Origin of the sequence: Erwinia magellanica, from assembly GCF_039023495.1 — a bacterium.
Lineage (GTDB): Bacteria > Pseudomonadota > Gammaproteobacteria > Enterobacterales > Enterobacteriaceae > Erwinia.
On record NZ_JBCHVC010000004.1, the window covers coordinates 122,874 to 149,380 of the forward strand.

The following is a 26,507-nucleotide window of genomic DNA, read 5'->3' on the forward strand; positions in this document are numbered from 1 at the left end:
CATACCCTGCCGATAAGCAACCGGAAAAATAAAAGGCATTCCCGAACTCAGGAATGCCTTTTTAACACTGTCAGCCTTGCCACTTGCCGTTAAATCATCAACCGGCTACTCAGTAGCCCGCCGTTAGATCATCAATTGAGCGAGGATCTGACGCGCCATAGAGCGTGCCGTCCGGCCCAATCATAATGCTTTGCGTGCTGCCCATGGCAGGCAGAACTTTCACATGCTGCCCCCGAGCTTCCAGCAGCTTAAGCGTATCCGGGCTGAAGCCCTTCTCCACACGCAGCTGGTCAGGCAACCACTGATGATGGAAGCGCGGTGCATTGGTCGCTTCTGCGATGTTCATCCCGTAATCGATGCTGTTCACCACCATTTGCAGCACGGTGGTAATGATGCGGCTGCCGCCGGGGCTGCCGGTTACCAGCCAGGTTTTGCCCTCTTTCGCCACAATAGTCGGCGACATCGATGACAGTGGGCGCTTATAAGGCCCCACGGCGTTGGCTTCTCCACCAACCAGCCCATAGACATTGGGCGTACCCGGCTTGGCCGAGAAGTCATCCATCTCATTATTCATCAGGATGCCGCTGCTGCCCGCCACAATACCGCTGCCGAAATAGGTATTCAGCGTGTAGGTGACGGCGACCGCATTGCCCTGCTTATCCACTACCGAGAAATGGGTGGTCTGATTGCTCTCGTAAGGGGCCAGTTTGCCGGGTTTTATCTCTGAAGAAGGGCGCGCTTTATTAACGTCTATCTGCTGCGCCAGCGATTTTGCATAGGCTTTGCTGGTCAGCGCCTGCCACGGCACCTTCACAAAATCCGGATCGCCGAGATATTCCGATCGGTCGGCATAGGCATATTTTTCCGCTTCTGCCATCACCTGCAAAGCATCCGCGCTGCCGAAGCCCATCTTCGCGAGGTCAAAATTCTCAAGGATATTCAGGATCTGCACAATATGAATCCCGCCTGAAGAGGGCGGCGGCATGGAGAAGACTTCATAGCCACGATAGGTGCCGCTGATGGGTTTACGCTCAATGGCCTGATATTTCGCCAGATCCGCTTTACTAATCAGCCCACCATGCGCCGCCATCTCCTGGTCAATCTGGTCAGCTATTTCGCCTTTATAAAAGGCATCCGCCCCCTGTTTCGCAATCAGTTCTAAACTGTGGGCAAGATTACGCTGCACTAACGTTTCGCCGCGCCCATAAGGCGTGCCGTCCTGTTTATAGAAAATGGCTTTGCTGTTGGGATGGGCAATCAGCACTTCCTTGCCATACACCTTCAGATCGTCCGCCAGCGCTTCGTTCACCACAATTCCTTTGCTCGCCAGTTTGATGGCTGGCTGGATCAGGCGGCTCAGCGGCATGGTGCCGTACTCTCTGTTCGCCAGAGCGAAACCGGCAACGGTTCCCGGCACGCCGGAAGCCAGATGGCTGGTCAGAGATTTTTTGCTGTCGGCATTGCCCTGCGCGTCCAGGAACATATCGCGGCTGGCGCGGATGGGTGCCATTTCCCGGAAGTCGATGGCGGTGGTGCGGCCAGAAGCGGTGCGCAGCATCATAAAGCCGCCGCCGCCCAGATTGCCAGCCTGGGGATGCGTTACCGCCAGCGCATAGCCTACGGCAACTGCCGCATCAACGGCATTACCGCCCTGTTTAAGGATCTCCACCCCGACCTGCGTAGCGGTGGCATCTACTGAAGAAACCATCCCATGCTGCTCTTTAACGGGATGAAACGTATCGGCATCCACACCATAAGAGACCGCCGGTGCGGCAGGCGCAGCGTACACACCCTGCCACAGCAACAGCCCGAGCGTCAGCGCCGCAAACCGCATCATCTTGCTATGTCCTGTCATCTTCACCCCTTGTTAGTATTATTTACGTTTGTTTACTGCTGTTAAGCGTGTACGAAATAAGAGAAAAAGCGAGGCAGTAAAGAAATTCGGGCAAGTTTTAACACCCGTTTTGTGAGCGTGACGTACACTTAAGGGGAGAAATAAGGAGGACAGTTTATGAAATGGTTAGTTATTTTTGCCGCACTGGTGCCGCTCAGCGGCATGGCAAACACGTTAAATAACAGCAATGAACCCAACCGGCCGGGTTACAATCCCAGCACGCAGCGCACGCAGCAGCAAATGCAGACGCAGCAGACCCAGCAGAAACTGAAGCTGCAACAGGATCAGCAGCAGCAGAGCCAGCAGATGCAGCGTAAAGTGCAGGAGCAGCGCAACAGCGCTTCCCAGCGCGTGCTGCAATCCCAACCCGGCTCTGGCACCATGCCGCCCGTGCAGCAGAACAACGGCAACAACAGTAATTAAGTTCAGCTAAAATCTGGCCCCAGGGTGTCGATAGCATCGGTACAAATTGCATCGACGCCCCATTTCAGAAGCTTTCTTGCCCGTTCAGGGCGGTTTACCGTATAAACCAGAATGCGCAGCCCAGCCTGTTTCAGCTTCGCCACGCGCTGTTCCGTCACTACCCTGTGGTTGAGATGGATCGAGACGCAGCCCAGCGCGTCGGTCATCTCCTGCCAGTTCTCATGCCATTCATCCAGCAGCAGCCCGCGGGGCAGCTCCGGCGCGGCTAGTTTGGCTGCTTCCAGCGCGGCGTAAGAGAACGAAGAGAGCAGAGGTGCCGTTTGCGTGTGCCACAGATCCCTGGCGGCCAGGGCGACCGCACGCCCCGTTTCCGCTTCCAGCCCGGTGGTGGGTTTGATTTCAATGTTGGCCATCATCTGATAGCCCGCACACCGCACGGCAACCTGAGCCAGTAACGGCAGACGTTCATCAGCAAAGCGGCGGCCATACCAGCCGCCCACGTCCAGCTGAACCAGTTTTTCCCAGGGGAGCTGCCCGGCCACGCCCCAGCCATTGCTGGTTCTCTCCAGCGTGTCGTCATGCAGCAGAAAGAGTTCGCCGTCCTGCGAGAGCTTGACGTCAAACTCAATCATCTTGTGGCCCAGTTTCGCCCCGACATCAATGCCTGCCAGCGTATTTTCCGGTGCCAGCTTTCCCCCGCCGCGGTGCGCGACAATCTTAGGGTAAGGCCAGGCTTTATTCATCATTCGAGCCGTTTTCCTGTAGAGGTATCAAAGAAGTGTAGTGATTCGCCGGGCAGATGCAGCCAGAGCGTGCTGCCCGGCGCCGGGCGCTCGCGGTGCGGCAGCCGAACCACAACGCTGTGGCCGCCCCACCTGCCGTGCGCCAGATTGTCCGCACCCAGCATTTCCAGCGTCTCTACCACCAGCGGCAATCCGCCAGCCTGCTGTGTGGCGAGCTTAATATGCTCCGGTCGGATACCCAGCGTCAATGCACGTCCTGCCCATCGCGCTTTGGCTTGCGCTAAGGGCACCACAAAACGGTCTGAAAGTGCCAGACGGGTGCCATCGTCGTTCAGCTCCCCTTCCAGCAGGTTCATGGCGGGCGCGCCGATAAAGCTGGCAACAAAGCGCGTGGCCGGGCGCTCATACACTTCCACCGGCGTCCCCAACTGTTCAAGCACGCCTTTGTTCATCACCATCACCCGCTGCGCCAGCGTCATCGCTTCCACCTGATCGTGCGTGACATACAGGCTGGTGGTATTCAGACGGCGATGCAGCTGTTGCAGCTCCAGGCGCATCTGCACGCGTAAACGCGCGTCCAGGTTAGAGAGGGGTTCATCAAACAGGAATACCGCCGGTTCACGAACAATTGCCCTGCCCATCGCCACGCGCTGGCGCTGTCCGCCGGAAAGCTCGCGCGGACGGCGATGCAGCAGCGCCTCCAGCTCCAGACTTTTCGCCGTTTCCAGCACCCGCTGGCGTACATGCTCTTTGCCCATACCGCGGATTTTCAGGCCATAGCCCATATTCTGCTCCACGCTCATGTGCGGGTAGAGCGCGTAGTTCTGGAATACCATCGCAATGCCGCGATCCTTTGGCTCAAGTTCGGTCACGCGCTGGTTATTGATATAGATATCGCCGCTGGTGACCTGTTCCAGCCCCGCAACCATGCGCAGCAGAGTGGATTTCCCACAGCCTGAAGGCCCCACCATCACCATGAATTCACCGTCGTGAATAGTGATATCCAGCGGCTGAATAATCTGGGTTTTACCGTCCCAGGATTTGGTAACGGCCTGAAGTTTTACGCCTGCCATAACTTATTTCTCGCTCTCAACCAGCCCGCGCACGAAGGCGCGCTGCATCACTAAAACAATCACAATGGGCGGGATCATGGTCAGCAACATCGCCGCCATCACCAGATTCCACTGGGTCGATCCGTCACCGTTACCAATCATGCTGCGGATACCGGCCACGGCGGTGCCGAGATCGGCTTCACTGATAATCAACAGCGGCCACATATACTGGTTCCAGCCATAGATAAAGGTGATCACAAACAGCGCCGCCAGGTTCGTTTTTGACAGCGGCAGCACAATGTCCCAGAAGAAGCGCATTGGACTGGCGCCGTCGATGCGCGCCGCCTCAATCAGCTCATCCGGCAAGGTCATAAAGAACTGGCGAAACAGAAAGGTCGCGGTGGCCGAGGCCATCAGCGGCAGCGTTAAGCCGCTGTAGCTGTCGAGCATATTGAGGTTGGAAATCACCTCCACCGTGGGGAAAATGCGCACTTCAACCGGCAGCATCAGGGTGATAAATATCATCCAGAAAAAGAGCGAGCGCAGCGGAAAACGGAACCAGACCAGCGCAAAGGCTGAAAGGATCGATACGGTGATTTTCCCGGCGGTAATGCTCAACGCCATAATGGCGCTGTTCATCAGCATCCGGCCAAAGGGCGCGCTGTTCTGCGCCACGCCGTGCTGCCAGATATTGGCCATGTTATCCAGCAGATGCGTGCCAGGGATCAGCGTCATCGGCACCTGAAACACTTCACTGTTGCTGAGGCTGGCAGCCACAAAGGCGACGTAAAGCGGAAACAGTACGGTAAGAATGCCTAATCCCAGCAGGGTATGGCTGAAAATGGTCAGCCCGCGACGGTGCTCAATCATTGGTAACGTATCCTCTTTTCAACGTAGCGGAACTGGATCACCGTCAGAAGGATGACCAGCACCATCAGCACCACCGATTGTGCGGAAGATGAAGAGAGATCGAGTCCGGCAAAGCCTTCACGGTAAATTTTATAAATCAGCGTGGTGGTGGACTGCACCGGCCCGCCGCCCGTAGCGGCATCAATCACCGGGAAGGTATCGAAGAAGGCGTAGACCAGGTTCACCACCACCAGGAAGAAGCCAACCGGGGTGATCAGCGGCAGGGAGAGCTGAAAAAACCGCCGTACCGGCCCGGCTCCATCAATGGCCGCCGCTTCGGTCAGCGATTTCGGAATGGATTGCAGCGCGGCAAAGAAGAATAAAAAGTTGTAGCTCATCTGCTGCCAGACGGAAGCCAGCACCACCAGCAACATCGCCTGGCCGCTGTTCTGCGCATGGTTCCAGTCGTAGCCAATCAATCGCAGGAAATGGGTAATTAATCCCAGGCCAGGACTGAACAGGAACATCCACAACACGGCGGCCACGGCGGGCGCTACCGCATAAGGGAGTAAAAACAGTGTCTGGTAGAAGCGCTTGAGGCGCAGGACGTGATCCACCAGGGCGGCGAAAAAGAGCGAGACCAGCAGGCCAATAACCGTGACCAGGCCGCTGAAGATCAGGGTGGTCAGGAAAGAGTCGAGATAGTACTCATCCCCCATCAGGCGTTTGAAGTTCTCCATGCCGACAAAGGTGCTGGAAAGGCCAAAGGGATCGACGCTCTGTACCGAATACCACAAGGCTTCACCGGCAGGCCAGAGGAAGAAAATCGTCGTAATCAGCAGCTGGGGCAGCACCAACAGATAAGGCAGCCAGCGCGAGCGAAATACGGGACGGGAAGAAGACATAGGGTCGCTCTGAAATAGGTGGAGGCGGTAAAAAGCCGTCAGGCAGAAAACGGACTACGATGAAAGCGGCAATCAGGGGCAGCACGCCGGAAGGACAGGGTTTTATCCATTGCAGCCTGACAGCCGCCTCCCTGCGGCTGACGCCCGGCTTATCTGTCCCTTCTGGCGCTTAATCACTTCTGTAGTGCCGGATAAACCCGGCCCTGAAGTGAGCGCCTACTGCTTAACCGTCTGATCGAAGCGGCGCAGCAGCAGGTTTCCACGGGTTACCGCATTATCCAGCGCAGCCTGTGGGGTTTTCTTGCCGGTCCAGACGCTTTCCAGCTCTTCGTCCACAATGGTGCGGATCTGCGGCATGTTGCCCAGACGCAGACCTTTGGTAAAGGAGAGTGGCGGCTTGTTCAGCATCTGACGGGTAGCGATATCCGCGCCCGGATTCTTGTCATAGAAGCCCTGTTTGCGGGTCAGCTCATAGGCGGCGGTGGTAATCGGCAGATAGCCGGTTTTCTGGTGCCATTCCGCAGCGATTTCCGGTTCAGCCAGGAACTGCATAAACTCGGCAACGCCTTTGTAGGTGCCCGCATCTTTGCCTTTCATCACCCACAGGCTTGCTCCGCCGATGATGGCATTCTGTGGCGCGTTGGGGACGGTTGCGTCGTAAGGCATCATGCCTACGCCGTAATTAAATTTGGCGTAGTGGCGGATATCCGCCAGCGAACCGGAAGAGGCGGTGGTGATGGCGCAGTCGCCGTTATAGAACTTGGCGGTAGACTCATCTTTACGGCCAAAGTAGGTGAACTCGCCCTTCTTGTTCATCTCCTGTAGCATTTCGATGTGACGAACCTGCACCGGCTTGTTAAATTCCAGCACCGCATCAGTGCCGTCAAAGCCGTTGTTTTGGGTCGCCACTGGCAGACCATGCCAGGCGCTGAAGTTTTCGATCTGGATCCAGCCCTGCCAGCCGCTGGCGTAACCGCAGTTCATGCCTGCTTTACGCAGCGCAGCGGTATCCTTCTCCAGCTCCTGCCAGGTTTTTGGCGGCTGTTCCGGGTTCAGGCCCGCTTTTTTAAAGGCATCTTTGTTGTAATAAAGTACCGGCGTGGAGCTGTTAAACGGCTGAGAGATGAGGTGGCCATTCGCGTCGCTGTAATAGCCCGCCACGGTCGGCACAAACTGCTTCTCATCGAACTCAATGCCCGCATTTTTGAACACATCGTAAACCGGCACGATAGCTTTAGAGGCCATCATGGTCGCCGTACCCACTTCGTAAACCTGCAAAATAGCGGGCGCTTTACCCGAACGCACGGCGGCAATCCCGGCGGCCAGGCTCTGCTCATAATTGCCTTTGTAGGTTGGCACGATTTTGTAATCGGGATGAGATTCGTTAAAGCGTTTTGCCAGTGAATCCACTTCCACACCCAGCTCCCCTTCCATTGAGTGCCAGAAAGGGATCTCGGTGGCTGCCAGAGCGTGGCCGCTAAAGGTCACTCCCAGTACCATGCAAAGTGTGGTTTTACGGAATGAGAACGATGTCATATCGGTTTCCTGTGCCCGGTGTCATTCGCGCGATCTCGCGCATTTTTAGTGTTCGGGAGGTAAAATGACACGGAAAAATGACAGAAAAATAACGGGTTTATGACGGATACGTGACAGGCAGGTGACAGCAACATCACTCGCTGATAAAAGCACGAAAGGCATCCCTGGTAACAGCCCGGCTCGCGTTGCAGGTGGCGCGAGCCGCTTTATTCACTCGCTATGCGCTCGTTTTATCCTTGTTAACGATCGTAAAAATAAAAGGCCAGCAGACGCTGGCCTTTTGCTTACAGCGTCAGCCGCCCAGATAGGCGCTGCGCACCGCTTCGTTAGCCAGCAGCGCATCACCGGTATCTTCCAGTACCACGTGACCGTTTTCGAGCACATAGCCCCGGTCTGCCAGCTTCAGCGCCTGATTGGCGTTCTGCTCCACAAGGAAGATGGTCATCCCCTCCTGACGCAGCTGTTCAATGGTATCGAAGATCTGCTGAATGATAATCGGGGCCAGCCCCAGCGAAGGTTCGTCCAGCAGCAGCAGGCGCGGCTGGCTCATCAGCGCCCGGCCTATCGCCAGCATCTGTTGCTCACCGCCCGACATGGTACCGGCACGCTGTACGCGGCGCTCATAAAGGCGCGGGAACAGCTCATAAACCCGCTTGATCCGCGTCTGATACTGCTGGCGATCGGCAAAAAAGCCGCCCATGGCCAGGTTTTCTTCCACGGTCATGCGGGAAAATACGCGCCGTCCTTCCGGTACAATCGCAATTGCTTCACGCATGATGCGCGCCGTTTGCCACTCGGTAATCGCCTTACCGTCAAAAGTAATCGAGCCTTGAGTGGCGCGCGGTTCGCCGCAAAGCGTGCCCAGAAGGGTGGTTTTGCCTGCGCCGTTTGCGCCAATCAGCGTCACTATCTCGCCCTGATTGATTTGCAGGCTCACGTTGTGCAGCGCCTGGATCTTGCCGTAGTGCGCGCTGACGTTATCCAGTGAAAGCATCGGGTTCATATCAGGCTTCTCCCAGGTAGGCGCGGATCACGTCCGGGTTATTACGGATCTCTTCCGGCGTGCCGTTGGCCAGCGGCGTTCCCTGGTTAACCACGTAAATACGGTCTGAAATACCCATTACCAGTTTCATATCATGTTCAATCAACAGTACCGAGACGTTGTGTTCGCCCCTCAACTCCGCAATCAGCTCATCCAGCTCGTGCGTTTCTCTGGGGTTCAGTCCGGCGGCAGGCTCATCCAGCATCAGGATCTCTGGCCGGGTGACCATGCAGCGGGCAATTTCCAGGCGGCGCTGCTGGCCGTAAGCCAGGTTCCCCGCCTGACGATTCGCCATCTCCAGCAGACCAACGCGATCGAGCCAGCTGGCGGCGCGATCCAGCGCATCACTCTCTGCCTTGCGGAACGCAGGCGTCTTCAGCAATCCGGCAAACACGCCGCTTTTGAGATGCTGATGCTGCGCCACCAGCAGGTTTTCAATCACCGTCATTTCACGGAACAGACGCACGTGCTGGAAGGTCCGCACGATGCCCATCCGGGCAATTTTCTGCCCTGGCAGACCAGCAAGCTGCCTGTCGCCCAGCATAATGCTGCCGCCCGTCGGGCGATAGAAACCGGTCAGACAGTTAAAGACGGTGGTTTTACCGGCACCGTTTGGGCCGATTAACGACACAATCTCTTTATGGCGCAGCTCCAGCTCCACGTTGTTCACGGCGAGCAGGCCGCCAAAGCGCATCATCAGGCCATTTACGGCTAACAGCGGCTTCATGATGGCTCTCCTTTTGCCACACTCTTCAGCTTCAGGTGAGGCCGCTTCATCGGCAGCAGCCCCTGCGGACGCCAGATCATCATCAGCACCATCAGGCCACCCAGCACCAGCATGCTGTATTCATTCAGATCGCGCATCAGCTCGCGGGAAACTACCAGCAGTACCGCAGCCAGGATAACGGCAAACTGCGACCCCATGCCACCCAGCACCACAATCGCCAGCACAAAGGCGGACTCGGCAAAAGTGAACGATTCAGGGCTGACAAACCCCTGACGCGCGGCAAACAGGCTCCCGGCAAAACCGGCAAACGCGGCGCTGATGGTGAATGCCGTCAGCTTAATACGCGTTGGGCTAAGGCCCAGCGAACGGCAGGCAATTTCATCTTCACGCAACGCTTCCCAGGCCCGGCCCAGCGGCATACGCAGCAGGCGGTTGATCACAAACAGCGTGATCACCACCAGCAGCAGCGCCACCATATAGAGGAAGATAATGCGATCGCTGGGGTCGTACTTCAGGCCAAAGAAGTGGTGGAAGGTATCCCAGCCGCCGTCGCGCACGCTGCGGTTGAATTCCAGACCAAACAGCGAAGGTTTTGGGATCTGGCTGACACCGTTGGGGCCGCCGGTGATGGCGGTATTGTTCAGCAGCAGAATACGGACGATCTCTCCGAAGCCGAGCGTCACAATCGCCAGATAGTCACCACGCAGGCGCAGCACCGGGAAGCCCAGCAGCAGGCCGAACATCGCGGCGACCAGCCCCGCTAACGGCAGGCATTCCCAGAAGCTCATGCCGTAATAGTGATTCAGCAGCGCAAAGGTGTAGGCGCCGATAGCATAGAAGCCGCCATATCCCAGCACCAGCAGGCCGGACAGGCCCACCACCACGTTCAGCCCAAGGCCGAGCATCACGTAGATCAACGTCAGCGTGGCAATATCAACCGTGCCGCGAGAGACCAGAAAAGGCCACGCGACCGCAGCAATAATCAGCAGCAGCATAAACAGTTTCTGTTTTGGCGTGGAGCCATCAATGCCCGGCAGCACCAGCGCAGGACCAGAGACTTTCTTGAGGCCTTTCTGCATCAGAGGGCGCAGCAGCTGGAAGAAAAATACCACTGCGGCACCGGTGGCAATCCAGTTCCAGCGCACGCTTCCGGCGTTATTGACCACCAGATGCGTACCGTCCAGATTGAGCCGCATGCCCATAAAGAACGCGGCCAGCACCACCAGCATCAGCGAGGAGGCGATGGCATTAAGCAGGTTGAGCTGTTTCATACTTTCTCAACCTCCGGGCGGCCCAGGATGCCGGTTGGCATCACTAACAGCACCACAATCAGCAGCGCAAAGGAGACCACATCTTTGTATTCAGTACTGAGATAGGCGGAGGTTAACGCTTCAGCAATGCCGAGGATCAGCCCGCCGAGCATCGCGCCCGGAATACTGCCGATACCGCCCAATACGGCGGCAGTAAAGGCCTTCATGCCAGCCATAAAGCCGATATAGGGATTGATCACGCCGTAGAACTGTCCCAGCAGCACGCCAGCCACCGCCGCCATCGCGGCGCCTATCACAAAGGTCAGGGAGATCACGCGGTCGGTGTTAATGCCCAGCAGGCTGGCCATTTTAAGGTCTTCTGCACAGGCACGACAGGCGCGGCCCATGCGGGAATAGCGGATAAACAGCGTCAGCGCCAGCATCGCCAGGAAGGTCACCGCCCAGATAACCACCTGCATGGTAGAGATCGTTGCGGCAAAGCCGTTGCTTTCGCCCAGCGTCCACTGCCCGGTAATCAGGCCTGGCAGCGCCAGATCGCGCGAGCCTTGAGTCAGGCTGACGTAGTTTTGCAGAAAGATCGACATCCCGATGGCGGAGATCAGCGCGATCAGGCGTTTCGACGAGCGCACGGGTTTGTAAGCCACGCGCTCAATGCTCCAGCCGTAGGCGCTGGCAATCACAATGGCGACAATAAATCCGGCACCAATCAGCATCCAGCTGACGTCGATGCCCATCATCATCAGCGCGGCGATCACGATAAACGAGACGTAGCTGCCGATCATATAGACCTCGCCGTGGGCGAAGTTGATCATGCCAATAATGCCGTAAACCATCGTGTAACCGATAGCGATCAGCGCATAGGTGCTGCCCAACGTCACGCCGTTGAACATTTGTTGCAGGAAATAGAGAAACTGCTCGGACATACCTTGGTACCTTACTCACTACCGCTTAACAAAGAGTAATCTGTGGCGAAACGGGCGACCTGCTGGCCGCCCGTTCAGACTGGGTTATTTCACGGCGGATGAGGAACCGTCTGCGTGCCATTTGAAAATGCCGAACTCAAAGCCTTTCAGATCGCCTTTTGCGTCCCAGCTCAGGTCGCCCATCACGGTGGGAACGGGTGCGCCCTCTTTCAGGTTTTTCGCGATCTCTTCTGGCTCTGCGCTTTTGCTGCGCTCCATGCCGGTAGTCAGCGCCTGCAAAGCAGCATAGGTGGTCCAGACGAAAGGTCCGGTTGAATCCAGTTTTTTGGCTTTCAGCGCATCGACAATCGGTTTGTTCGCCGGAACCTGATCGTAACGCTTCGGCAGGGTAACCAGCATGCCTTCAGAAGCTGCACCGGCGATATTAGAGAGGGAAGAGTTACCTACACCTTCAGGCCCCATAAACTGGGTTTTCATGCCGGCAGCACGAGCCTGACGCAGGATTTGGCCCATTTCCGGGTAGTAACCGCCAAAGTAGACAAAATCGACGTTCTCTTTCTTCAGGCGCGCAACCAGCGTAGAGAAATCTTTGTCGCCAGCGGTGATCCCTTCAAACATCACCACGTTGCCGCCCGTTTTTTTCAGGCTCTCCTGGACAGAGCGCGCCAGGCCTTCACCATACTGCTGCTTGTCATGGATAACGGCAATGCGCTGCGGCTTGATTTCACTCAAAATGTATTTTGCCGCTGTAGGCCCCTGATCGGAGTCCAGCCCGGTGGTACGCATGATCATTTTATAACCACGAGTGGTGAGATCGGCGTTAGTGGCAGCTGGCGTGATCATCAGCACACCTTCATCTTCATAGATGTCGGAAGCGGGCTGAGTAGAAGAGGAGCAGAGGTGACCAATCACGTAGCGAATGCCGTCGTTAATCACTTTGTTGGCAACGGCCACGGCCTGTTTTGGGTCGCAGGCATCGTCATATTCCACGCCAACCAGTTTGTCGCCGTTAATGCCGCCTTTGGCGTTGATATCAGCAATCGCCTGTTTAGCGCCGGTGAATTCCATATCGCCATACTGCGCCACCGGTCCGGACATCGCGCCAACAATGGCCACTTTAATATCTTTGGCCACGGCAGCGTGGCTCATCGCCAGTGCCACACAACCCGCCAGGAACGCGCTACCTTTCGTGATTTTCATCCAAACTACCCCATCTGTTGTGATTGCTGTTTTATTACCGTTAAGCCGCTGATAAACCCTCATAGAAAGAAGGAGTTATCACGAATTAAGGCAATTTTTAGTAATAAGGCTTTAATTTTCAGGTTATTAAACAGGAGTTTTCTTCTGTAAATCAACTGACACATTCAGAAATCCCCCTGTCGCACAGAGGAAAACGCTGGCAGTAACCGTGGCATTTCGCGCGCCAGGATAGCGGGTTATGCTGCTTTTCAGAGCAAGGTTAAGTATTTACCCTGGTCTGGTGCGGTGCAATAAACAGATTGCTTTGTTTTCGTACAGGAAAAGTTACGCGCCCCTCTTTGCATAATTTCGCTACAATATGCCTTTCGTACTAGTCCGGTAATGACAATGAAACTCACCATCATCAGGCTGCACCACTTCTCCGATCAGGATAGGCTGGATCTGGCGAAAATCTGGCCTGCTGCCGATATCAAAACGCTGGAAAAGGCGCTTACTGAAGAGCAACAGATCTGGGCGGCCAGGTTTAACGACCGTCTGCTGGCTGCGGTACAGGTAACGATAAAAGGAACGCAGGGAGAGCTGGCGGATTTCGTCGTGCGGGAAGTGACGCGTCGTCGGGGAGTGGGCAGTTATCTGCTTGCGGAGCTGCTGGCGCAAAACCCCTCAATAACCCAGTGGTGGCTGGCGGATTCTGGCGTGGAAGAGCGGGCAACGATGGCCGCATTTATGCAGCACGGCGGCTTTATTGCGCAGGCAGGTGGCTGGGGCAGGTTGGCCCACTACTGAGCAAGCCAGCAAAGGTAATTTCAGGGTACAGATACAGAAAAGGGCGACCAGAGTCGCCCTTTTCTCGTTAACAGCATGCCTTACGCTTCAATAGCGACACGCAGTTTTTTCATCGCATTTTTTTCCAGCTGACGAACGCGCTCTGCGGAAACGCCATATTTATCAGCCAGCTCCTGCAACGTGGTTTTGTTGTCATCGTCCAGCCAGCGGGCACGGATGATATCCTGGCTACGCTCATCAAGACCCAGCATCGCATCGCTGAGTTTATCAGCCGCGTGAGAGTCCCAGTTATCTTCCTCAATGCCGTTGGCAAAGTCAGAAGATTTATCCTGCAAATAGAGCATAGGAGCCATGGAGCGCCCTTCGCCTTCATCATCCGGCGTTGGATCAAACGTCATGTCCTGGGCCGCCATACGCGACTCCATTTCCAGTACGTCTTTGCTGGTTACGCCCAGTTCACGCGCGACCATCTCCACCTCATCCTGATTAAACCAGCCCAGACGCTGCTTGGCTTTACGCAGGTTAAAGAACAGCTTGCGCTGAGCTTTGGTGGTGGCCACTTTCACAATACGCCAGTTACGCAGGACATATTCGTGAATTTCAGCTTTGATCCAGTGCACCGCGAACGACACCAGACGCACGCCTACTTCCGGATTAAAACGGCGAACCGCTTTCATCAGGCCGATGTTTCCTTCCTGGATCAGGTCAGCCTGCGGCAGGCCATAGCCTGAGTAGTTACGAGCGACATGAACAACAAAGCGCAGGTGAGACAGGATCAGCGTCTTAGCTGCTTCCAGATCGCCCTGGTAATGCAGCCGTTCAGCCAGCGCTTTTTCCTCTTCTGCCGTCAGCATAGGCCAGGCATTGGCCGCCCGGATATAGGAATCCAGGTTGCCTAAGGGAGCAATAGCTAAAGTTTGCATTTCTTTGGTCATTCAAACCCTCTCTCTTTAATTATGATGCTGCGCCCTCATATCTTAAAGCGGCGCCGGTTTCCCTGCTCAATTCACAAGATTACGTGAACGGCAGCCAGAATTAAACGCAATCTGTGCTACTTCGACGTCAAAGTTATCCACAAGTTCACTATTCACGGTGAATAAACTACACACCATCTGGCAGGAGAAGTATTGCTGGAGGAAGTGACAAAAAGATGACTTCCTCTGCGGCACAGTAGCCATGCAACAGAGGAACATTATAACAAAAAAACGTGTAAAGGGGTTACTGTGGCGTAAATCGACGTAAATGTTGTACCGTCGCCAGCCAGGCCGCTATCCAGCCAATCATTGCTGAGATCAGCAGCAGCAACAGGCTCTCATCCCATGCCAGGCCGGTCAGGTTAAAGGTCGTGCCAAATACGGCAGCCACCTGTGTCACCACCGTCTCCAGACGGAACACCAGCACCTCAGAAAGGATCAGCGAAAGCAGCGCCCCGGCAAAGCCCAGCAGCGCGCCGCCATAGAGGAACGGGCGCAGGATAAAACCGTCCGTCGCGCCAATCAGCTTCTGCACGTTAATGGTGTCACGACGGGCAAAGATGCTCAGCCGTACGCTGTTCCCTATCACCAGGAACACCGCCACTATCATCAGCACGCCGATCATCGCCGCTACCTGCCCAACCAGACCGGTCAGCGCCGCCAGGCGGGCAAACCAGCTGTCATCCATTTTTACCTCATCCACGCCCTGCACTTTCGCTACGCGAGCGCTAAGGTTGTTCATGGTGTCGGAGTTCTGGAAGGTCAGTTTTGGCGTGATGATGGCTACCGCCGGTAACGGATTCTGCTCAAGCATATCCATCGCCCCGCCAAAGCCAGACCAGTTGCGGAATTCGCCCATCGCCTCTTCGCGCGACAGATAGTTAACCTTGTCGACACCCTCCTCTTTCTTCAGCTGCGCGACAACGTTTTCGGCAGCGTCATCATCCAGCGTTTTGCTCAGGTAGACCGTCAGCTGCGGGGCCGGATACCACTGCTCCGCCGCCTGGTTGACGTTTTTCCACACCATATAGCAGACGCTGGGCAGCGTCAGCGAGATGGCAATCACCATCACCGTCAGCAGCGTAGCCAGCGGCTGACGCCACATGTCAGACAGCGTACCACGCAGCGCATAGCGCCACTGTTCCTGCCAGCCACCTTTCAGCGCCTTGCTTTTTGAGGGCTGCTTTTGCCTTGCCGCTTTAGGAGCGGGCGACCGGGAATTGCGTTTATTCGCCACCCTGACCTCCGTGCAAACGTCCCTGATTCAGCGTCATCAGGCGGTAGTTACGCCGGGCTATCAGCGCCCGATCGTGGGTTGCCATCAAAACGGTGACGCCAACTCTGTTAAATTCTTCAAACAGACGCAAAATATCTTCCGACAGCGCGTCGTCCAGGTTACCGGTAGGCTCATCTGCCAGCAGCACTGCGGGTTTGTTCACCACCGCACGGGCAATGCCCACGCGCTGCTGCTCACCGCCGGAAAGCTGGATCGGATAGCTTTTAGCTTTATCCAGCAGCCCCACCTTATCCAGCGCGGCAGAAACGCGGCGGCGGATATCTTCTCCGCTGGCACCGGCAATAATCAGCGGGATCGCCACGTTGTCGTAGACGGAACGGTCCATTAACAGGTGGTGATCCTGGAAAATCATGCCGATCTGACGGCGTAAAAACGGCACTTCACTGCTTTTCAGGCGGCTGATGTCATGCCCGCTGAACCAGATATGGCCAGCGCTTGGGCGCTCAATGCCACAAATCAGCTTCAGCAAGGTACTTTTCCCCGCGCCAGAGTGTCCGGTCAGAAACGCCATTTCGCCGGGGCGAAGATGGAAATCTACCCCCTGAAGCGCTTGCCGACCGCCGAGATAAGCCTTACTGACCTCTTCAAAGCGAATCATCCTAATTAGTCCTCTCGGGCAAAAAGTGCCTCTATAAAATCGTCAGCCTTAAACGAGCGTAAATCTTCAATGCCTTCCCCTACGCCGATATAGCGGATAGGAATGGCAAACTGATCGGCTACTGAGAAGATCACGCCCCCTTTTGCCGTGCCGTCCAGCTTGGTCAGGGTGATCCCCGTCAGGCCCACCGCCTCATGGAACAGCTTAGTCTGGCTGATGGCGTTCTGACCGGTACTGGCATCGATGGTCAGCATCACTTCATGCGGCGCCTGTTCGTCCAGCTTTTTCATCACGCGGGTAATTTTCTTTAATTCTTCCATCAGGTGCGCTTTGTTTTGCAGGCGTCCTGCGGTATCGGCAATCAATACATCAACATGACGCGCTTTGGCGGCCTGGATGGCATCGAAAATCACTGACGCAGAGTCTGCACCCGTTTGCTGCGCAATCACCGGAATCTTATTGCGCTCTCCCCAGACCTGAAGCTGTTCCACCGCTGCGGCACGGAAGGTATCCCCTGCGGCCAGCATGACGGATTTGCCTTCAGCCTGATACTGGCGCGCCAGTTTGCCAATGGTGGTGGTTTTACCCACGCCGTTAACGCCCACCATCAGAATAACGAAAGGCGTTTTGCGGCTGACATCCAGCGGCGCTTCCACTTTAGCCAGAATCTCTGACATTTCCTGCTTCAGCAGCCCGTAAAGCGCTTCTGCATCGCGCAGCTGCTTGCGGTTTGCCTGCTGGGTAAGATTGCTGATGATGCGGCGCGTGGTTTCCACCCCGACGTCAGCGATCAGCAGTTGCTCTTCCAGCTCCTCAAAGAGATCGTCGTCAATCTTTTTGCCGCGGAACAGCCCAATAAACCCGGAACCCAGATTCTGACGCGTTTTCACCAGGCTGCGTTTCAGGCGGGCAAAGAAGCCCTCTTTGGTTGGCCGCTGTTGTTCCGCCTGCTCTGAGCTGTCGGCCTGCTCTACTTTGGCTAACGCCGCGGCAACAGACTCTTCCTCGTTAATTTGGCCGGACTCTGCATCACCAGCCGCCAGGGCCAGGGCTTCCAGCTCTTCCGGAGAGATCTCCTCTTCCGGCTCGACTTCAGCCACTTCTTCCGGCAGGTATTCTTCTTCAGGCGCTGGCTTAACCTCAGCAACCTCTTCCGGCAGATATTCTTCTTCAGGCGCTGACTTAACTTCAGCAACCTCTTCCGGCAGATATTCTTCTTCAGGCGCTGGCTTAACCTCAGCAACCTCTTCCGGCAGATATTCTTCTTCAGGCGCTGGCTTAACCTCAGCAACCTCTTCCGGCAGATATTCTTCTTCAGGCGCTGGCTTAACTTCAGCAACCTCTTCCGGCAGGTACTCTTCTTCAGGCGCTGGCTTAACTTCAGCCACCACTTCCGGCAGAGTCTCTTCTGTCGGGCGCGCCTTCAACGCTTCTTCAGCGTGGGCGGCCTGCTGCTGAGCAACGGTTTCCGTCACTTCAACGATCTCTTCCGCGCGCTGTTCAGCCGCTGGTGTGACCTCATCTGCTGTCTCAGCCGCGGGCTGCTGTTCCTCTGACGTCTCTTTTATCTCTTCCTGAGGCGCCTGCTCCTCACGCCCTAATCCCAGCCAGGAAAAAAAGCCACGTTTTTTATTTTTTGCCATGGTGCAACCACACTCCTCGCGGGGAAAAAACTGTCAGGTCTCTGAAAATCATCTTAATCCCCTAGTCTAACACTTTCCTGCTAACGCAACACAGCACCCTTTTTACGTTTCCTCCGCCCCGATCGCGCGTTAAACTGTGCAACAAATTATGTAGAGTTCAGCAGCATGAATAAAAAACCCCGTGGCGGTGGCGCCGGACAAATCCGCATTATTGGCGGTCTGTGGCGCGGCAGAAAACTTCCGGTGCCGGACAGCGCCGGACTGCGTCCAACGACCGATCGCGTTCGTGAAACGTTATTTAACTGGCTGGCACCCGATATTCAGGGCGCCCGCTGTCTGGATTGTTTTGCCGGAAGTGGGGCGCTGGGGCTGGAGGCTCTCTCCCGTCATGCCGCCTCAGCGACACTGCTGGAGCTGGAACGCCCGGTAGCCCAGCAGCTGGAGAAGAATCTGGCCACGCTGGGCGCAAAAACAGGCCGGGTGATAAACGTGAATACCCTACAGTTTCTGGCGCAGGGCGGCGAACCACACGATCTGATATTTATCGATCCGCCTTTCCGTAAGGGGCTGCTGGAACAGACCATCGTCCAGCTGGAAACCCAGGGCTGGCTGGCGGAAAGCGCGCTGATTTATGTGGAAAGCGAAGTGGAGCACGGCCTGCCGCCGGTGCCGGTAAGCTGGCAGCTCTACCGGGAAAAAATAGCGGGCCAGGTAGCTTATCGCCTCTATCACCGCCAGGTTACTGAGAAGGAACAGAAAAATGCTGATTAATGCAGGCCGTTTACTGATGATCTGTGTCTGGGCATTTTTACTGCTCAACCTGGTGCATCCGTTTCCCAAACCGCTGAAATACTTTATTGATGTTGCGCTGTTTTTCATGGTGGTCATGCACGGCCTGCAACTGGTGCTGATGCGTGCCACGCAGCCAAAGGATGCGCCAAAGCTGAGCGGCCTGATGCAGATCAAAATCTTCTTTTTTGGCGTGTTTGAACTGCTGGCCTGGCAAAAGAAGTTTTTGGGGAAAAAGTAAAAACAGAAAAGCAGCCGAAAGCGCTGACAGGCCAGGCGCTTTCGGCTGGCGCTCAGTTAGCGTTAAAGGAGATAAAACGCGTTCCCTGCACCTTCAATTGCCCTCTGTCGCCTTTATCTATCTGATTATAATCTTTTTCTTTGAGAACCAGTTTAAAATCCCCTGCGCCATTCAGCGGATGGAACCACGCCTCAAAGCGCATCTCTTCAACCGGAATAACCTCACGCTGGCGTGACCGACGGTCAGGCAGTGGGAACTCGCGCTTGGCTTTTACTTCAGCCGGCATAGAACGCACCGGAGAAGCGTCATTCACGGCGACTTCTCTGCGCTGCTTAATAAACTGGCGCGTGGCCAGTACGGCAATCACAGCCAGTACGACGAAAAACAGAAGCTTCATATTTTCCTTCTTTCTCATTATCAGACAATGCAGATGATTTACTGGCCTGAAAGGATACAACCAGAGCCATCCCATTGTCACATCGTGATAGCCTGGCCTAAACTCAATTGAGATTTGTGGAGTTTTGCACCTGAAAACAAAGGGACACATTATGATTTGGTCGTTTCTGGCAGTGCTTTTTTCCGGTTGGTTATATGTTGACGCCTCCTATCGTGGTCCTCAATGGCAACGCTGGGTATTTAAACCCGTCACGCTGCTGCTGCTTTTAGCGCTGGCCTGGCAGGCTCCGGTTCTCAACACTACAGATTATCTTATCCTGTTTGGCCTGCTCGCCACGCTTGTTGGTGATGCGCTGACCCTGCTGCCTAACCGGCGTATGCTCTATGCGATAGGCGCTTTCTTCCTCTCCCACCTGCTCTACACTATCTGCTTCGCCAGCCACATGACGCTGACCTTTTTCTGGCCCATACCGCTGGCGCTGCTGATTATTGGCGCAGCGCTGATTGCCACCATCTGGTCGCGCCTGGAGGATCTGCGTTGGCCGATCTGTACCTTTATCGGCATGACCTTGCTGATGGTCTGGCTGACCACAGAGCACTACTTCTTCCGTCCAACGGATTACAGCTTCACGCTGATGATTGGTAGTTCACTGCTGCTGCTGGCGAATATTGTCTGGCTTATCAGTCACTATCGTCGTCGTTTTACCTCCGACAGCGCGATTGTTGCCGCTTGCTATTTTGTTGGCCACTTTATGATTGTGCGCTCACTCTACCTGTAAACGCAGCAAAGGCCTTGACTCTGGAGTCCACTCCAGAGTGTATGATGACGTATCGGCGGGAGCCTTTCCCGCCGTTACTTATCAGGAGGCGTTATGCACTTACACTCATCCCCTTGCTCTTGTGGTCATCGCCATCCTTCCGGCCAGGCTGAATGCAGCACTAAATCTCGCCCCGTCATTAAAAAAATGACGCCTGTTACCCCAGCCACGCCTGAATCAAGCTGTTGCCGTGAGGCGGACGAGGGTTCGGGCAGTGGGGGTGATGAGGAAAGCGACAGAACACGTTTTAGCTGGTTAATCGAAGGGATGGACTGCCCAGCCTGCGCCCGTAAAATTGAAAAGGCCGTCAGCAATTTGCCTGATGTTGCTCAGGCGCGGGTGCTGTTTGCCACCGAAAAGCTGGTGGTCAGCGCAGAGAAGGATATCCGTCAGCAGGTGGAAGCCGCCGTTTCCAGAGCGGGTTTCAGGCTGAAACTCAGCAATGCCCCTCACACAGCCGCACCCTCTTCCGGTTTCTGGCAGGAGAACCGCACCCTGCTTTTGCTGTGCGGATTAATGCTTGTCAGCTGGCTGCTCCAGATCATCCACCCGCAGGCAGGCGAGATTGCCTTCACGCTGACCACGCTGGTTGGCGTCTGGCCTGTCGCCCGCAACGCCCTTCGCCTGATCCGCAGCGGAACGCCGTTTGCCATTGAAACGCTGATGAGCGTTGCGGCCATTGGCGCTCTGTTTATTGGTGCCACGGCGGAAGCGGCTATGGTGCTGCTGCTGTTCCTGCTCGGCGAGCGGCTTGAGTCCTTTGCTGCCGGTCGGGCGCGGCGCGGCGTCACGGCTTTAATGGCCCTGAAACCTGAAGAAGCTACCCGGCTGAACGGCAACGTGCGGGAAACGGTTCCGCTTAGCGCCCTGCGACCAGGCGACAAGATTGAGGTTGCGGCGGGATCGCGGTTACCAGCGGATGCGCGCCTGCTCTCCCCCTTCGCCAGCTTTGATGAAAGTGCCCTGACCGGAGAGTCGGTGCCGGTTGAGCGCCAGCAGGGCGAAGCTGTTGCCGCGGGCTGCCTGAGCGTTGACCGCCAGGTTCTGCTGGAAGTGGTTTCTGAGCCAGGTGAGAGTGCGATTGACCGCATCCTGCATCTGATTGAAGAGGCGGAATCGAACCGGGCGCCCATTGAGCGTTTTCTGGACCGTTTCAGCCGGATTTATACGCCGATAATCATGGGGTTAGCCCTGCTGACGGCAATCATCCCGCCGCTGCTGATGGCGGCAGAGTGGCAGCTGTGGACCTATAAAGGTCTGACGCTGCTGCTGATTGGCTGCCCTTGCGCACTGGTGATATCGACGCCGGCAGCCATCACCTCTGGCCTGGCTGCTGCTTCCCGCCGTGGGGTGCTGATCAAAGGCGGCGCAGCGCTGGAAAGTCTGAATGCGGTTCGCACCCTGGCTTTCGATAAAACAGGCACGCTAACGCAAGGCAAACCGCAGGTTGTCGCCATTGTGCCGCTGACCAAAGAGCCTGAAGCGTCACTACTGGCAAAAGCGGCGGCGGTGGAAAGCGGTTCTTCACACCCGCTGGCGAAAGCGATAGTGGCGCAGGCGGCAGAAAGAAAGCTGGCGCTCCCCCAGGCCAGCGAGCAGCGGGCGCTTGCAGGCAGCGGCGTGGAAGCAGTAGTTAGTGGTCACAAACTTTTAATCAGCGCACCGGGCCGCCTGGCGGAAAAAGTGCTCTCTTCCCGTCAGGCGGAAGAGGTTACCCGGCTGGAAGCCGGAGGCAACACGGTGGTGGTTCTGCTGGAAGAGAGCCAGCCAACCGCGCTTATTGTGCTGCGTGATACGTTACGGGCCGATGCTTTAGCTGCGCTGACGGAGCTGAAATCGATGAACATTCAGGTGGTTATGCTGACCGGCGATAACCCTCGTGCCGCAGCCGCCATTGCCGGGGAGCTGGGCATTGATTACCGTGCCGGCTTGCTGCCCGCAGACAAAGTGACCGCCATCGGCGAGCTTAATCAACAGCAGCCTGTCGCCATGGTCGGTGACGGCATTAATGATGCGCCCGCGATGAAAGCCGCCACTATCGGCATTGCCATGGGCAGCGGCAGCGATGTGGCGCTGGAAACCGCCGACGCCGCGCTGACGCATAATCGGCTGGGCGGTCTGGCAACAATGATCCGGCTCTCCAGAGCGACGCATGCCAATATTCGCCAGAACGTCACTATTGCGCTGGGGTTGAAAGGGCTTTTTCTGATCACCACGCTGATGGGCCTCACCGGCTTGTGGCTGGCGGTTCTTGCCGATTCAGGTGCTACAGCGTTAGTAACCGCTAACGCATTGCGCCTGCTGCGCAAAAGCTGACCAGATCCCAACCCGGCGTTATCTCACCCATGCTGAAGTTTTCGGGCAGACAATGTTGAAGCCTCAGGGGAAGGGAGAACGGGCTGATAAGCAAAAGCTAAGCGGCACGGACGCCGCTTCGCAGCCATCAGGGAGATTTCACGGCGTTTTTGTGTTCAGCCCGCTCTCCCTGACCAGATAGCCGGAATTCACAGACGCCCTTTCCTTTCTGCACACTTTACTGCGAAACCGGTAGTGGTAAGGCATTGCCATACAGAACGTTATCCGAGACGCCGTAGTGCAAAATGTTAACTTTGATATGTTGCGTGGCATTAGCGCAAGCCTGGATGCCGCATCCCCCTGCTTACCGGAACACTGAACCCTCAGGCAATGCGCTTTCTACAGCCCTTTCTTTAACAGATATTTATAGGGCACCTGTTCAGTGCTTTGCGCCATCAATGTGTGCTCCATAAAACGGCAGAAGCCCGGAATATCGCGGGTTGTGGCGGGATCGTCGGCAATAATCAGCAGGGTTTCGCCCTCCTGCATATGGCGCACGGTTTTACGCACCATCATCACAGGCTCGGGACAGCGTAGCCCCATGGCATCCAGGGTTTGGTCGGGATTGGCGAACAGATCGCTCATAACACTCTCTTTAGGGTTCAGTGACGGCATTTATTTTACCCACCCCCTTCGCCTGTGCAAGTGCGCAGATAACGATAACGTTTGCGCTAAAATTAACCATTGCATTAGCACTCTGTTTCGGTAATATGCCGCGCACTTGCTAAGCAAGACCATTTTCATTGGGTTCCCTCACCCCAACTTTCAAAAAGGCTACAAGATGATTTCATTCTCGAAAAGTCAGCGCACGCATGCGCTGGTCTGGCTGTCGTTGTTCCACGTGCTGGTGATCACCTCCAGTAACTATCTGGTACAGCTGCCGATCTCTGTTTTCGGCTTCCATACCACATGGGGCGCCTTCAGCTTTCCGTTTATCTTCCTGGCAACCGATCTCACCGTGCGGATTTTTGGCGCGCCGCTGGCTCGTCGTATTATTCTGGCGGTAATGGTTCCGGCGCTGTTTATCTCCTACAGCATCTCCGCCCTCTTCTATCAGGGTGAATGGCAGGGATTTTCCGCGCTGAAAGAGGTTAACCTCTTTGTTGCCCGTATCGCCTGCGCCAGCTTTATGGCTTATGCGCTGGGACAGATTCTGGATGTTCACGTCTTTAACCGCCTGCGTAAGCTGCCTCAATGGTGGATTGCGCCCGCCTCCGCCATGTTCCTGGGCAACATCAGCGATACGCTGGCCTTCTTCTTTATCGCCTTCTATAAGAGCCCGGACCCGTTTATGGCGCAGAACTGGGTGGAAATCGCGCTGGTGGACTACAGCTTTAAGGTGCTTATCTGCATGATTTTCTTCCTGCCCGCTTACGGTTTGCTGTTAAATGCGATGCTTAAGCGCCTGGCGGAAAAATCGAGTCGCGCGCAGGTCAACTTCGGTTAAGCTGAAGGCGGTAACAGGCCGGCGGTTGCTTTTGCCAGCTGATTGCTATTTTATGAGTGGCTCTATTGCAGCACACGACTAACGTAAAAGGGATCATGATGCGTAACTTACTGAAATATGCCGGTATCGGTTTACTGGTGGTTGGACTGGCCGCCTGCGACGGCAAAGAGGATAAAGCCTCTGCTGATGACAACGGCGTCAGCAGCAGCCAAAGCTCGCAAAATGTGACCCTGATGGAGGGTAAACTGGGCTTCACGCTGCCTGCCGGTATGTCCGATCAGAGCGGCAAGCTCGGTACGCAGGCGAATAACATGCACGTCTATGCCGATGCGACCGGACAGAAAGCGATTATCGTTATCGAAGGCGATACGACAACCGATGGCCTGGATGTGCTGGCTAAACGCCTTGAGCAGCAGCAGCGCAACCGTGACCCGCAGTTGCAGGTAGTGACGAACAAGTCGGTGGATCTGAAAGGCCAGCCTGCCCAGCGGCTCGATACGGTCATCTCTGCCAAGAATCAATCTTCCTGGTCCTCCGTGGTGCTGGCGAAGGTTGACGGCAAACTGCTGACGTTGCAGATCACCCTGCCCGCCGATAATCAGCAGCAGTCGCAGACCGATGCAGAAAATATTATCAATACGATTACGTTGAAATAAACAGCGTTGACGTAAGCGCACGAACGCATCAATAAAAAGCCCCGATCAACTGACCGGGGCTTTTTTATACGCATTCAGCGGCAAAAAATCTCTCTGTTGCGGCTACAGGCCCGCATGCTCGCGAATGTATTTTCGGGCCTTTACCGCGTATTCAAACGGATTGGCTAACGCCGGATCCTGTTCAGCTTCGACCACCATCCAGCCTTTATAGCCTGCCTCATCCAACAGGGAAAATACCGGCATAAAGTCGATAACGCCATCGCCCGGCACGGTGAAGGTGCCCTTTTTCACGCCGTCCAGGAAGGACATTTTCTGACTCCTGACCTGGGCGACCACCTCATCACGCACGTCTTTGAGGTGGATGTGATTGATACGCGGCAGGTACTTTTTCAGGATCGCCAGCATCTTTGCCTGGCTGCCTTCAGAGTAGTAAGCGTGGCCGGTGTCGAACAGCAGGTAGACATCATCGTTGGTCAGGGCCATAAAGCGGTCAATCTCTTCCGTAGTCTGAATGGCCGTGCCCATATGATGATGCAGAGCGACCTGCATGCCTTTCTCAGCCGCCAGCTTCGCCAGCTCGTTGTAGCCTTCCGCCGTTAAGCGCCACTCTTCATCGCTGAAATTGGGCTTCTCGTCCAGCACCGACAGCGTCGTTCCCTGAATGCTTCTGCTCTGCTCAGAACACCCAATCACTTTGGCCCCTAAGGCATGCAGAAAATCACGATGGTTAATAAATTCATCAATGGTCTTCGCTTTATCACCCCTGGCAAAAAAGGTGCTGAACCAGGCGTTGCAAATTTGCAGACCACGTATCTCCAGCATCGGTTTCAGCACGGCCGGATCGCGCGGATACTTACTGCCAACCTCACTGCCGGTAAACCCTGCCAGCGCCATTTCGCTGACGATTTGCTGAAAGGTATTCTCCGCCCCCAGCTCCGGCATATCGTCGTTGGTCCAGCCAATCGGCGCTATCGCCAGCTTCACGTTATCTTTATTCATCGTCTTTTCTCGTAAGGGATAAGGCGGCGGTGCCGCTACGGACTAACGGTTCAGCAGTTCACGCTCGATTAGCTCGCGGGTTTCCACCGCCTGACGCGGCATTTTTTCCGGATAACCGAACAGGGAAGAGGCAATAATCGACTCTCCGCCAACTTTGTAACTCCGGTTAGCAAAGTCCATTTCACGCAGAGTCTGGAACAGGGTGGCGAAATCGACCTCCCCTTCACCCACGCCCACATGCTGATGGACAACGGCATCCACGCCAGGCGGGTTCACGATATAGCGGCAATGCTTAGTGTGGTTCATGGTATCGGCAATCAGCACGTGCGACAGATCGTCGCCTGCATACTCCAGCATGCTTTTAACGTCGCCCTTGCCTTTGTCATAGAAGAAGGTGTGCGGCACGCTATAGAGATACTTGACGTTTTCACTGCGGAACGATTTTACCAGGTCCGCCGTTTCATTATTTTCTTCACAGAAGTCCCAGGGGTGGGACTGAATTTCGATACGAATACCTTCACGCTCGACGATGGGCAGCAGCTCTTCCATCGAGCGGTAGAACATCTCTTCGCAGATCTCCGGCTCGTTTGGCGTCCCGGATAGCTCGGTATTGATCACCTGCACGCCGGTTTCCACCGCAATCTCAATCATCCGCTTCCAGTTACGCACGGCGGCCTGACGGCGCGCCTCATCCGGACCGGACCAGCGATAGACGACGATAAAGGAGGAGATCTCCACGCCCGTTTCACGCAGCGCATTTTTATATTCGGTGATGATCTCCCGGCTGGCCTTGGGGTGCTTGTAAAACGGGTTGATCTGAGGATGCGGGGACTGCTCAATATATTTGTAGCCCCAGTCCGCTACCTGATGGACCATTCTGGTAATGCCCATCTCTTTGATGACATCAACGTCAAAAGCGATTTTCATCTGTTTCTCCCTGAGG

Annotated in this window: 27 protein-coding genes; 8 read left to right on the top strand and 19 right to left on the bottom strand. The window is 55.7% G+C overall.

Annotated elements, in window-relative coordinates; all coding sequences use genetic code 11:
• Positions 1-109: 109 nt before the first annotated feature.
• Entirely contained in the window at positions 110-1,837 is a 1,728-nt protein-coding gene (ggt, locus tag AAH450_RS15060; RefSeq protein ID WP_342911250.1) for a gamma-glutamyltransferase, read from the bottom strand.
• Positions 1,838-2,011: 174 nt separating this feature from the next.
• Here ggt and AAH450_RS15065 point away from each other — a divergent pair, with 174 nt between their 5' ends.
• On the top strand, positions 2,012-2,317 hold the full coding sequence (locus AAH450_RS15065) for a DUF2756 domain-containing protein (protein ID WP_342910924.1): 306 nt from the start codon (positions 2,012-2,014) through the stop codon (positions 2,315-2,317).
• A 2-nt stretch (positions 2,318-2,319) separates the two neighbouring features.
• Here the strand turns inward: AAH450_RS15065 and ugpQ are convergent, their stop codons facing one another.
• The 10 genes from ugpQ to AAH450_RS15115 all read right to left on the bottom strand — a co-directional run bounded on the left by ugpQ (position 2,320) and on the right by AAH450_RS15115 (position 12,565).
• A complete protein-coding gene (gene ugpQ, locus AAH450_RS15070) occupies positions 2,320-3,060 on the bottom strand; it encodes a glycerophosphodiester phosphodiesterase (RefSeq protein ID WP_342911251.1) in 741 nt (246 codons plus the stop codon).
• Positions 3,060-4,133 carry a sn-glycerol-3-phosphate import ATP-binding protein UgpC gene (locus AAH450_RS15075; RefSeq protein WP_342910925.1) on the bottom strand — a complete coding sequence of 358 codons (1,074 nt, stop codon included), beginning with the start codon at positions 4,131-4,133 and terminating at the stop codon, positions 3,060-3,062. Before AAH450_RS15075 ends, ugpQ begins: the two co-directional genes overlap by 1 nt.
• Positions 4,134-4,136: 3 nt before the next feature.
• On the bottom strand, positions 4,137-4,982 hold the full coding sequence (ugpE, locus tag AAH450_RS15080; protein WP_342910926.1) for a sn-glycerol-3-phosphate ABC transporter permease UgpE: 846 nt from the start codon (positions 4,980-4,982) through the stop codon (positions 4,137-4,139).
• Complete coding sequence (gene ugpA / locus AAH450_RS15085) at positions 4,979-5,866, bottom strand: sn-glycerol-3-phosphate ABC transporter permease UgpA (protein WP_318789295.1); 888 nt, start codon at positions 5,864-5,866, stop codon at positions 4,979-4,981. Before ugpA ends, ugpE begins: the two co-directional genes overlap by 4 nt.
• A gap of 216 nt (positions 5,867-6,082) precedes the next feature.
• Positions 6,083-7,402: a sn-glycerol-3-phosphate ABC transporter substrate-binding protein UgpB gene (gene ugpB, locus AAH450_RS15090; RefSeq protein WP_342910927.1), complete on the bottom strand. Its 1,320-nt coding sequence runs from the start codon at positions 7,400-7,402 to the stop codon at positions 6,083-6,085.
• Between the two features lie 292 nt (positions 7,403-7,694).
• Positions 7,695-8,405: a high-affinity branched-chain amino acid ABC transporter ATP-binding protein LivF gene (livF, locus tag AAH450_RS15095; protein WP_318789293.1), complete on the bottom strand. Its 711-nt coding sequence runs from the start codon at positions 8,403-8,405 to the stop codon at positions 7,695-7,697.
• Between the two features lies 1 nt (position 8,406).
• A complete protein-coding gene (gene livG, locus AAH450_RS15100; protein ID WP_318789402.1) occupies positions 8,407-9,174 on the bottom strand; it encodes a high-affinity branched-chain amino acid ABC transporter ATP-binding protein LivG in 768 nt (255 codons plus the stop codon).
• Entirely contained in the window at positions 9,168-10,442 is a 1,275-nt protein-coding gene (locus AAH450_RS15105) for a high-affinity branched-chain amino acid ABC transporter permease LivM (protein ID WP_342910928.1), read from the bottom strand. The genes livG and AAH450_RS15105 overlap by 7 nt, the downstream gene beginning before the upstream one ends.
• Positions 10,439-11,365, bottom strand: coding sequence for a high-affinity branched-chain amino acid ABC transporter permease LivH (livH, locus tag AAH450_RS15110; protein ID WP_342910929.1), 927 nt, complete (start codon positions 11,363-11,365; stop codon positions 10,439-10,441). The genes AAH450_RS15105 and livH overlap by 4 nt, the downstream gene beginning before the upstream one ends.
• Positions 11,366-11,449: 84 nt before the next feature.
• Positions 11,450-12,565, bottom strand: a complete 1,116-nt coding sequence (locus tag AAH450_RS15115; RefSeq protein ID WP_342910930.1) for a branched-chain amino acid ABC transporter substrate-binding protein — start codon at positions 12,563-12,565, stop codon at positions 11,450-11,452.
• Between the two features lie 387 nt (positions 12,566-12,952).
• Here AAH450_RS15115 and panM point away from each other — a divergent pair, with 387 nt between their 5' ends.
• Positions 12,953-13,351 (top strand): aspartate 1-decarboxylase autocleavage activator PanM, encoded by a 399-nt coding sequence (gene panM / locus AAH450_RS15120; protein ID WP_342910931.1) that lies wholly within the window; start codon positions 12,953-12,955, stop codon positions 13,349-13,351.
• Positions 13,352-13,431: 80 nt separating this feature from the next.
• Here the strand turns inward: panM and rpoH are convergent, their stop codons facing one another.
• The 4 genes from rpoH to ftsY form a co-directional block, all read right to left on the bottom strand.
• Complete coding sequence (gene rpoH / locus AAH450_RS15125) at positions 13,432-14,286, bottom strand: RNA polymerase sigma factor RpoH (RefSeq protein ID WP_342910932.1); 855 nt, start codon at positions 14,284-14,286, stop codon at positions 13,432-13,434.
• Between the two features lie 283 nt (positions 14,287-14,569).
• Positions 14,570-15,562 carry a permease-like cell division protein FtsX gene (ftsX, locus tag AAH450_RS15130; protein ID WP_342910933.1) on the bottom strand — a complete coding sequence of 331 codons (993 nt, stop codon included), beginning with the start codon at positions 15,560-15,562 and terminating at the stop codon, positions 14,570-14,572.
• A complete protein-coding gene (gene ftsE / locus AAH450_RS15135; protein WP_342910934.1) occupies positions 15,552-16,220 on the bottom strand; it encodes a cell division ATP-binding protein FtsE in 669 nt (222 codons plus the stop codon). The genes ftsX and ftsE overlap by 11 nt, the downstream gene beginning before the upstream one ends.
• Positions 16,221-16,225: 5 nt before the next feature.
• A complete protein-coding gene (gene ftsY / locus AAH450_RS15140) occupies positions 16,226-17,863 on the bottom strand; it encodes a signal recognition particle-docking protein FtsY (RefSeq protein ID WP_342910935.1) in 1,638 nt (545 codons plus the stop codon).
• Between the two features lie 165 nt (positions 17,864-18,028).
• Here ftsY and rsmD point away from each other — a divergent pair, with 165 nt between their 5' ends.
• Both rsmD and AAH450_RS15150 read left to right on the top strand, forming a co-directional pair.
• Positions 18,029-18,634, top strand: coding sequence for a 16S rRNA (guanine(966)-N(2))-methyltransferase (gene rsmD / locus AAH450_RS15145; RefSeq protein ID WP_342910936.1), 606 nt, complete (start codon positions 18,029-18,031; stop codon positions 18,632-18,634).
• Positions 18,624-18,893 (top strand): DUF1145 family protein, encoded by a 270-nt coding sequence (locus tag AAH450_RS15150; RefSeq protein WP_342910937.1) that lies wholly within the window; start codon positions 18,624-18,626, stop codon positions 18,891-18,893. Before rsmD ends, AAH450_RS15150 begins: the two co-directional genes overlap by 11 nt.
• Before the next feature lie 52 nt (positions 18,894-18,945).
• Here the strand turns inward: AAH450_RS15150 and AAH450_RS15155 are convergent, their stop codons facing one another.
• Entirely contained in the window at positions 18,946-19,290 is a 345-nt protein-coding gene (locus tag AAH450_RS15155) for a DUF2500 domain-containing protein (protein WP_318789283.1), read from the bottom strand.
• Positions 19,291-19,441: 151 nt separating this feature from the next.
• Between AAH450_RS15155 and AAH450_RS15160 the strand changes: the two genes are divergently transcribed.
• Both AAH450_RS15160 and AAH450_RS15165 read left to right on the top strand, forming a co-directional pair.
• Complete coding sequence (locus tag AAH450_RS15160; protein ID WP_342910938.1) at positions 19,442-20,068, top strand: lysoplasmalogenase; 627 nt, start codon at positions 19,442-19,444, stop codon at positions 20,066-20,068.
• Between the two features lie 93 nt (positions 20,069-20,161).
• Positions 20,162-22,423 carry a zinc/cadmium/mercury/lead-transporting ATPase gene (locus AAH450_RS15165; protein WP_342910939.1) on the top strand — a complete coding sequence of 754 codons (2,262 nt, stop codon included), beginning with the start codon at positions 20,162-20,164 and terminating at the stop codon, positions 22,421-22,423.
• A 378-nt stretch (positions 22,424-22,801) separates the two neighbouring features.
• On the opposite strand, the gene tusA is transcribed toward AAH450_RS15165, so the two are convergent.
• Positions 22,802-23,047 carry a sulfurtransferase TusA gene (gene tusA / locus AAH450_RS15170; protein ID WP_342910940.1) on the bottom strand — a complete coding sequence of 82 codons (246 nt, stop codon included), beginning with the start codon at positions 23,045-23,047 and terminating at the stop codon, positions 22,802-22,804.
• Positions 23,048-23,243: 196 nt separating this feature from the next.
• On the opposite strand from tusA, the gene AAH450_RS15175 reads away from it, so the two are divergent.
• Positions 23,244-23,909: a 7-cyano-7-deazaguanine/7-aminomethyl-7-deazaguanine transporter gene (locus tag AAH450_RS15175; RefSeq protein WP_342910941.1), complete on the top strand. Its 666-nt coding sequence runs from the start codon at positions 23,244-23,246 to the stop codon at positions 23,907-23,909.
• A gap of 98 nt (positions 23,910-24,007) precedes the next feature.
• Positions 24,008-24,565 (top strand): DcrB family lipoprotein, encoded by a 558-nt coding sequence (locus AAH450_RS15180; RefSeq protein WP_342911252.1) that lies wholly within the window; start codon positions 24,008-24,010, stop codon positions 24,563-24,565.
• Between the two features lie 102 nt (positions 24,566-24,667).
• Here the strand turns inward: AAH450_RS15180 and iolE are convergent, their stop codons facing one another.
• A complete protein-coding gene (iolE, locus tag AAH450_RS15185; RefSeq protein WP_342910942.1) occupies positions 24,668-25,564 on the bottom strand; it encodes a myo-inosose-2 dehydratase in 897 nt (298 codons plus the stop codon).
• Between the two features lie 42 nt (positions 25,565-25,606).
• Positions 25,607-26,491 (bottom strand): sugar phosphate isomerase/epimerase family protein, encoded by an 885-nt coding sequence (locus tag AAH450_RS15190; RefSeq protein ID WP_342910943.1) that lies wholly within the window; start codon positions 26,489-26,491, stop codon positions 25,607-25,609.
• Positions 26,492-26,507 lie beyond the last annotated feature (16 nt).

Bases quoted from the DNA above. Each gene is read 5' to 3' on its own strand.
- ggt (WP_342911250.1), bottom strand. From the start codon at position 1,837: ATGATGCGGTTTGCGGCGCTGACGCTCGGGCTGTTGCTGTGGCAGGGT.
- AAH450_RS15065 (WP_342910924.1), top strand. From the start codon at position 2,012: ATGAAATGGTTAGTTATTTTTGCCGCACTGGTGCCGCTCAGCGGCATG.
- ugpQ (WP_342911251.1), bottom strand. From the start codon at position 3,060: ATGAATAAAGCCTGGCCTTACCCTAAGATTGTCGCGCACCGCGGCGGG.
- AAH450_RS15075 (WP_342910925.1), bottom strand. From the start codon at position 4,133: ATGGCAGGCGTAAAACTTCAGGCCGTTACCAAATCCTGGGACGGTAAA.
- ugpE (WP_342910926.1), bottom strand. From the start codon at position 4,982: ATGATTGAGCACCGTCGCGGGCTGACCATTTTCAGCCATACCCTGCTG.
- ugpA (WP_318789295.1), bottom strand. From the start codon at position 5,866: ATGTCTTCTTCCCGTCCCGTATTTCGCTCGCGCTGGCTGCCTTATCTG.
- ugpB (WP_342910927.1), bottom strand. From the start codon at position 7,402: ATGACATCGTTCTCATTCCGTAAAACCACACTTTGCATGGTACTGGGA.
- livF (WP_318789293.1), bottom strand. From the start codon at position 8,405: ATGAACCCGATGCTTTCACTGGATAACGTCAGCGCGCACTACGGCAAG.
- AAH450_RS15105 (WP_342910928.1), bottom strand. From the start codon at position 10,442: ATGAAACAGCTCAACCTGCTTAATGCCATCGCCTCCTCGCTGATGCTG.
- livH (WP_342910929.1), bottom strand. From the start codon at position 11,365: ATGTCCGAGCAGTTTCTCTATTTCCTGCAACAAATGTTCAACGGCGTG.
- AAH450_RS15115 (WP_342910930.1), bottom strand. From the start codon at position 12,565: ATGAAAATCACGAAAGGTAGCGCGTTCCTGGCGGGTTGTGTGGCACTG.
- panM (WP_342910931.1), top strand. From the start codon at position 12,953: ATGAAACTCACCATCATCAGGCTGCACCACTTCTCCGATCAGGATAGG.
- rpoH (WP_342910932.1), bottom strand. From the start codon at position 14,286: ATGACCAAAGAAATGCAAACTTTAGCTATTGCTCCCTTAGGCAACCTG.
- ftsE (WP_342910934.1), bottom strand. From the start codon at position 16,220: ATGATTCGCTTTGAAGAGGTCAGTAAGGCTTATCTCGGCGGTCGGCAA.
- ftsY (WP_342910935.1), bottom strand. From the start codon at position 17,863: ATGGCAAAAAATAAAAAACGTGGCTTTTTTTCCTGGCTGGGATTAGGG.
- rsmD (WP_342910936.1), top strand. From the start codon at position 18,029: ATGAATAAAAAACCCCGTGGCGGTGGCGCCGGACAAATCCGCATTATT.
- AAH450_RS15150 (WP_342910937.1), top strand. From the start codon at position 18,624: ATGCTGATTAATGCAGGCCGTTTACTGATGATCTGTGTCTGGGCATTT.
- AAH450_RS15155 (WP_318789283.1), bottom strand. From the start codon at position 19,290: ATGAAGCTTCTGTTTTTCGTCGTACTGGCTGTGATTGCCGTACTGGCC.
- AAH450_RS15160 (WP_342910938.1), top strand. From the start codon at position 19,442: ATGATTTGGTCGTTTCTGGCAGTGCTTTTTTCCGGTTGGTTATATGTT.
- AAH450_RS15165 (WP_342910939.1), top strand. From the start codon at position 20,162: ATGCACTTACACTCATCCCCTTGCTCTTGTGGTCATCGCCATCCTTCC.
- tusA (WP_342910940.1), bottom strand. From the start codon at position 23,047: ATGAGCGATCTGTTCGCCAATCCCGACCAAACCCTGGATGCCATGGGG.
- AAH450_RS15175 (WP_342910941.1), top strand. From the start codon at position 23,244: ATGATTTCATTCTCGAAAAGTCAGCGCACGCATGCGCTGGTCTGGCTG.
- AAH450_RS15180 (WP_342911252.1), top strand. From the start codon at position 24,008: ATGCGTAACTTACTGAAATATGCCGGTATCGGTTTACTGGTGGTTGGA.
- iolE (WP_342910942.1), bottom strand. From the start codon at position 25,564: ATGAATAAAGATAACGTGAAGCTGGCGATAGCGCCGATTGGCTGGACC.
- AAH450_RS15190 (WP_342910943.1), bottom strand. From the start codon at position 26,491: ATGAAAATCGCTTTTGACGTTGATGTCATCAAAGAGATGGGCATTACC.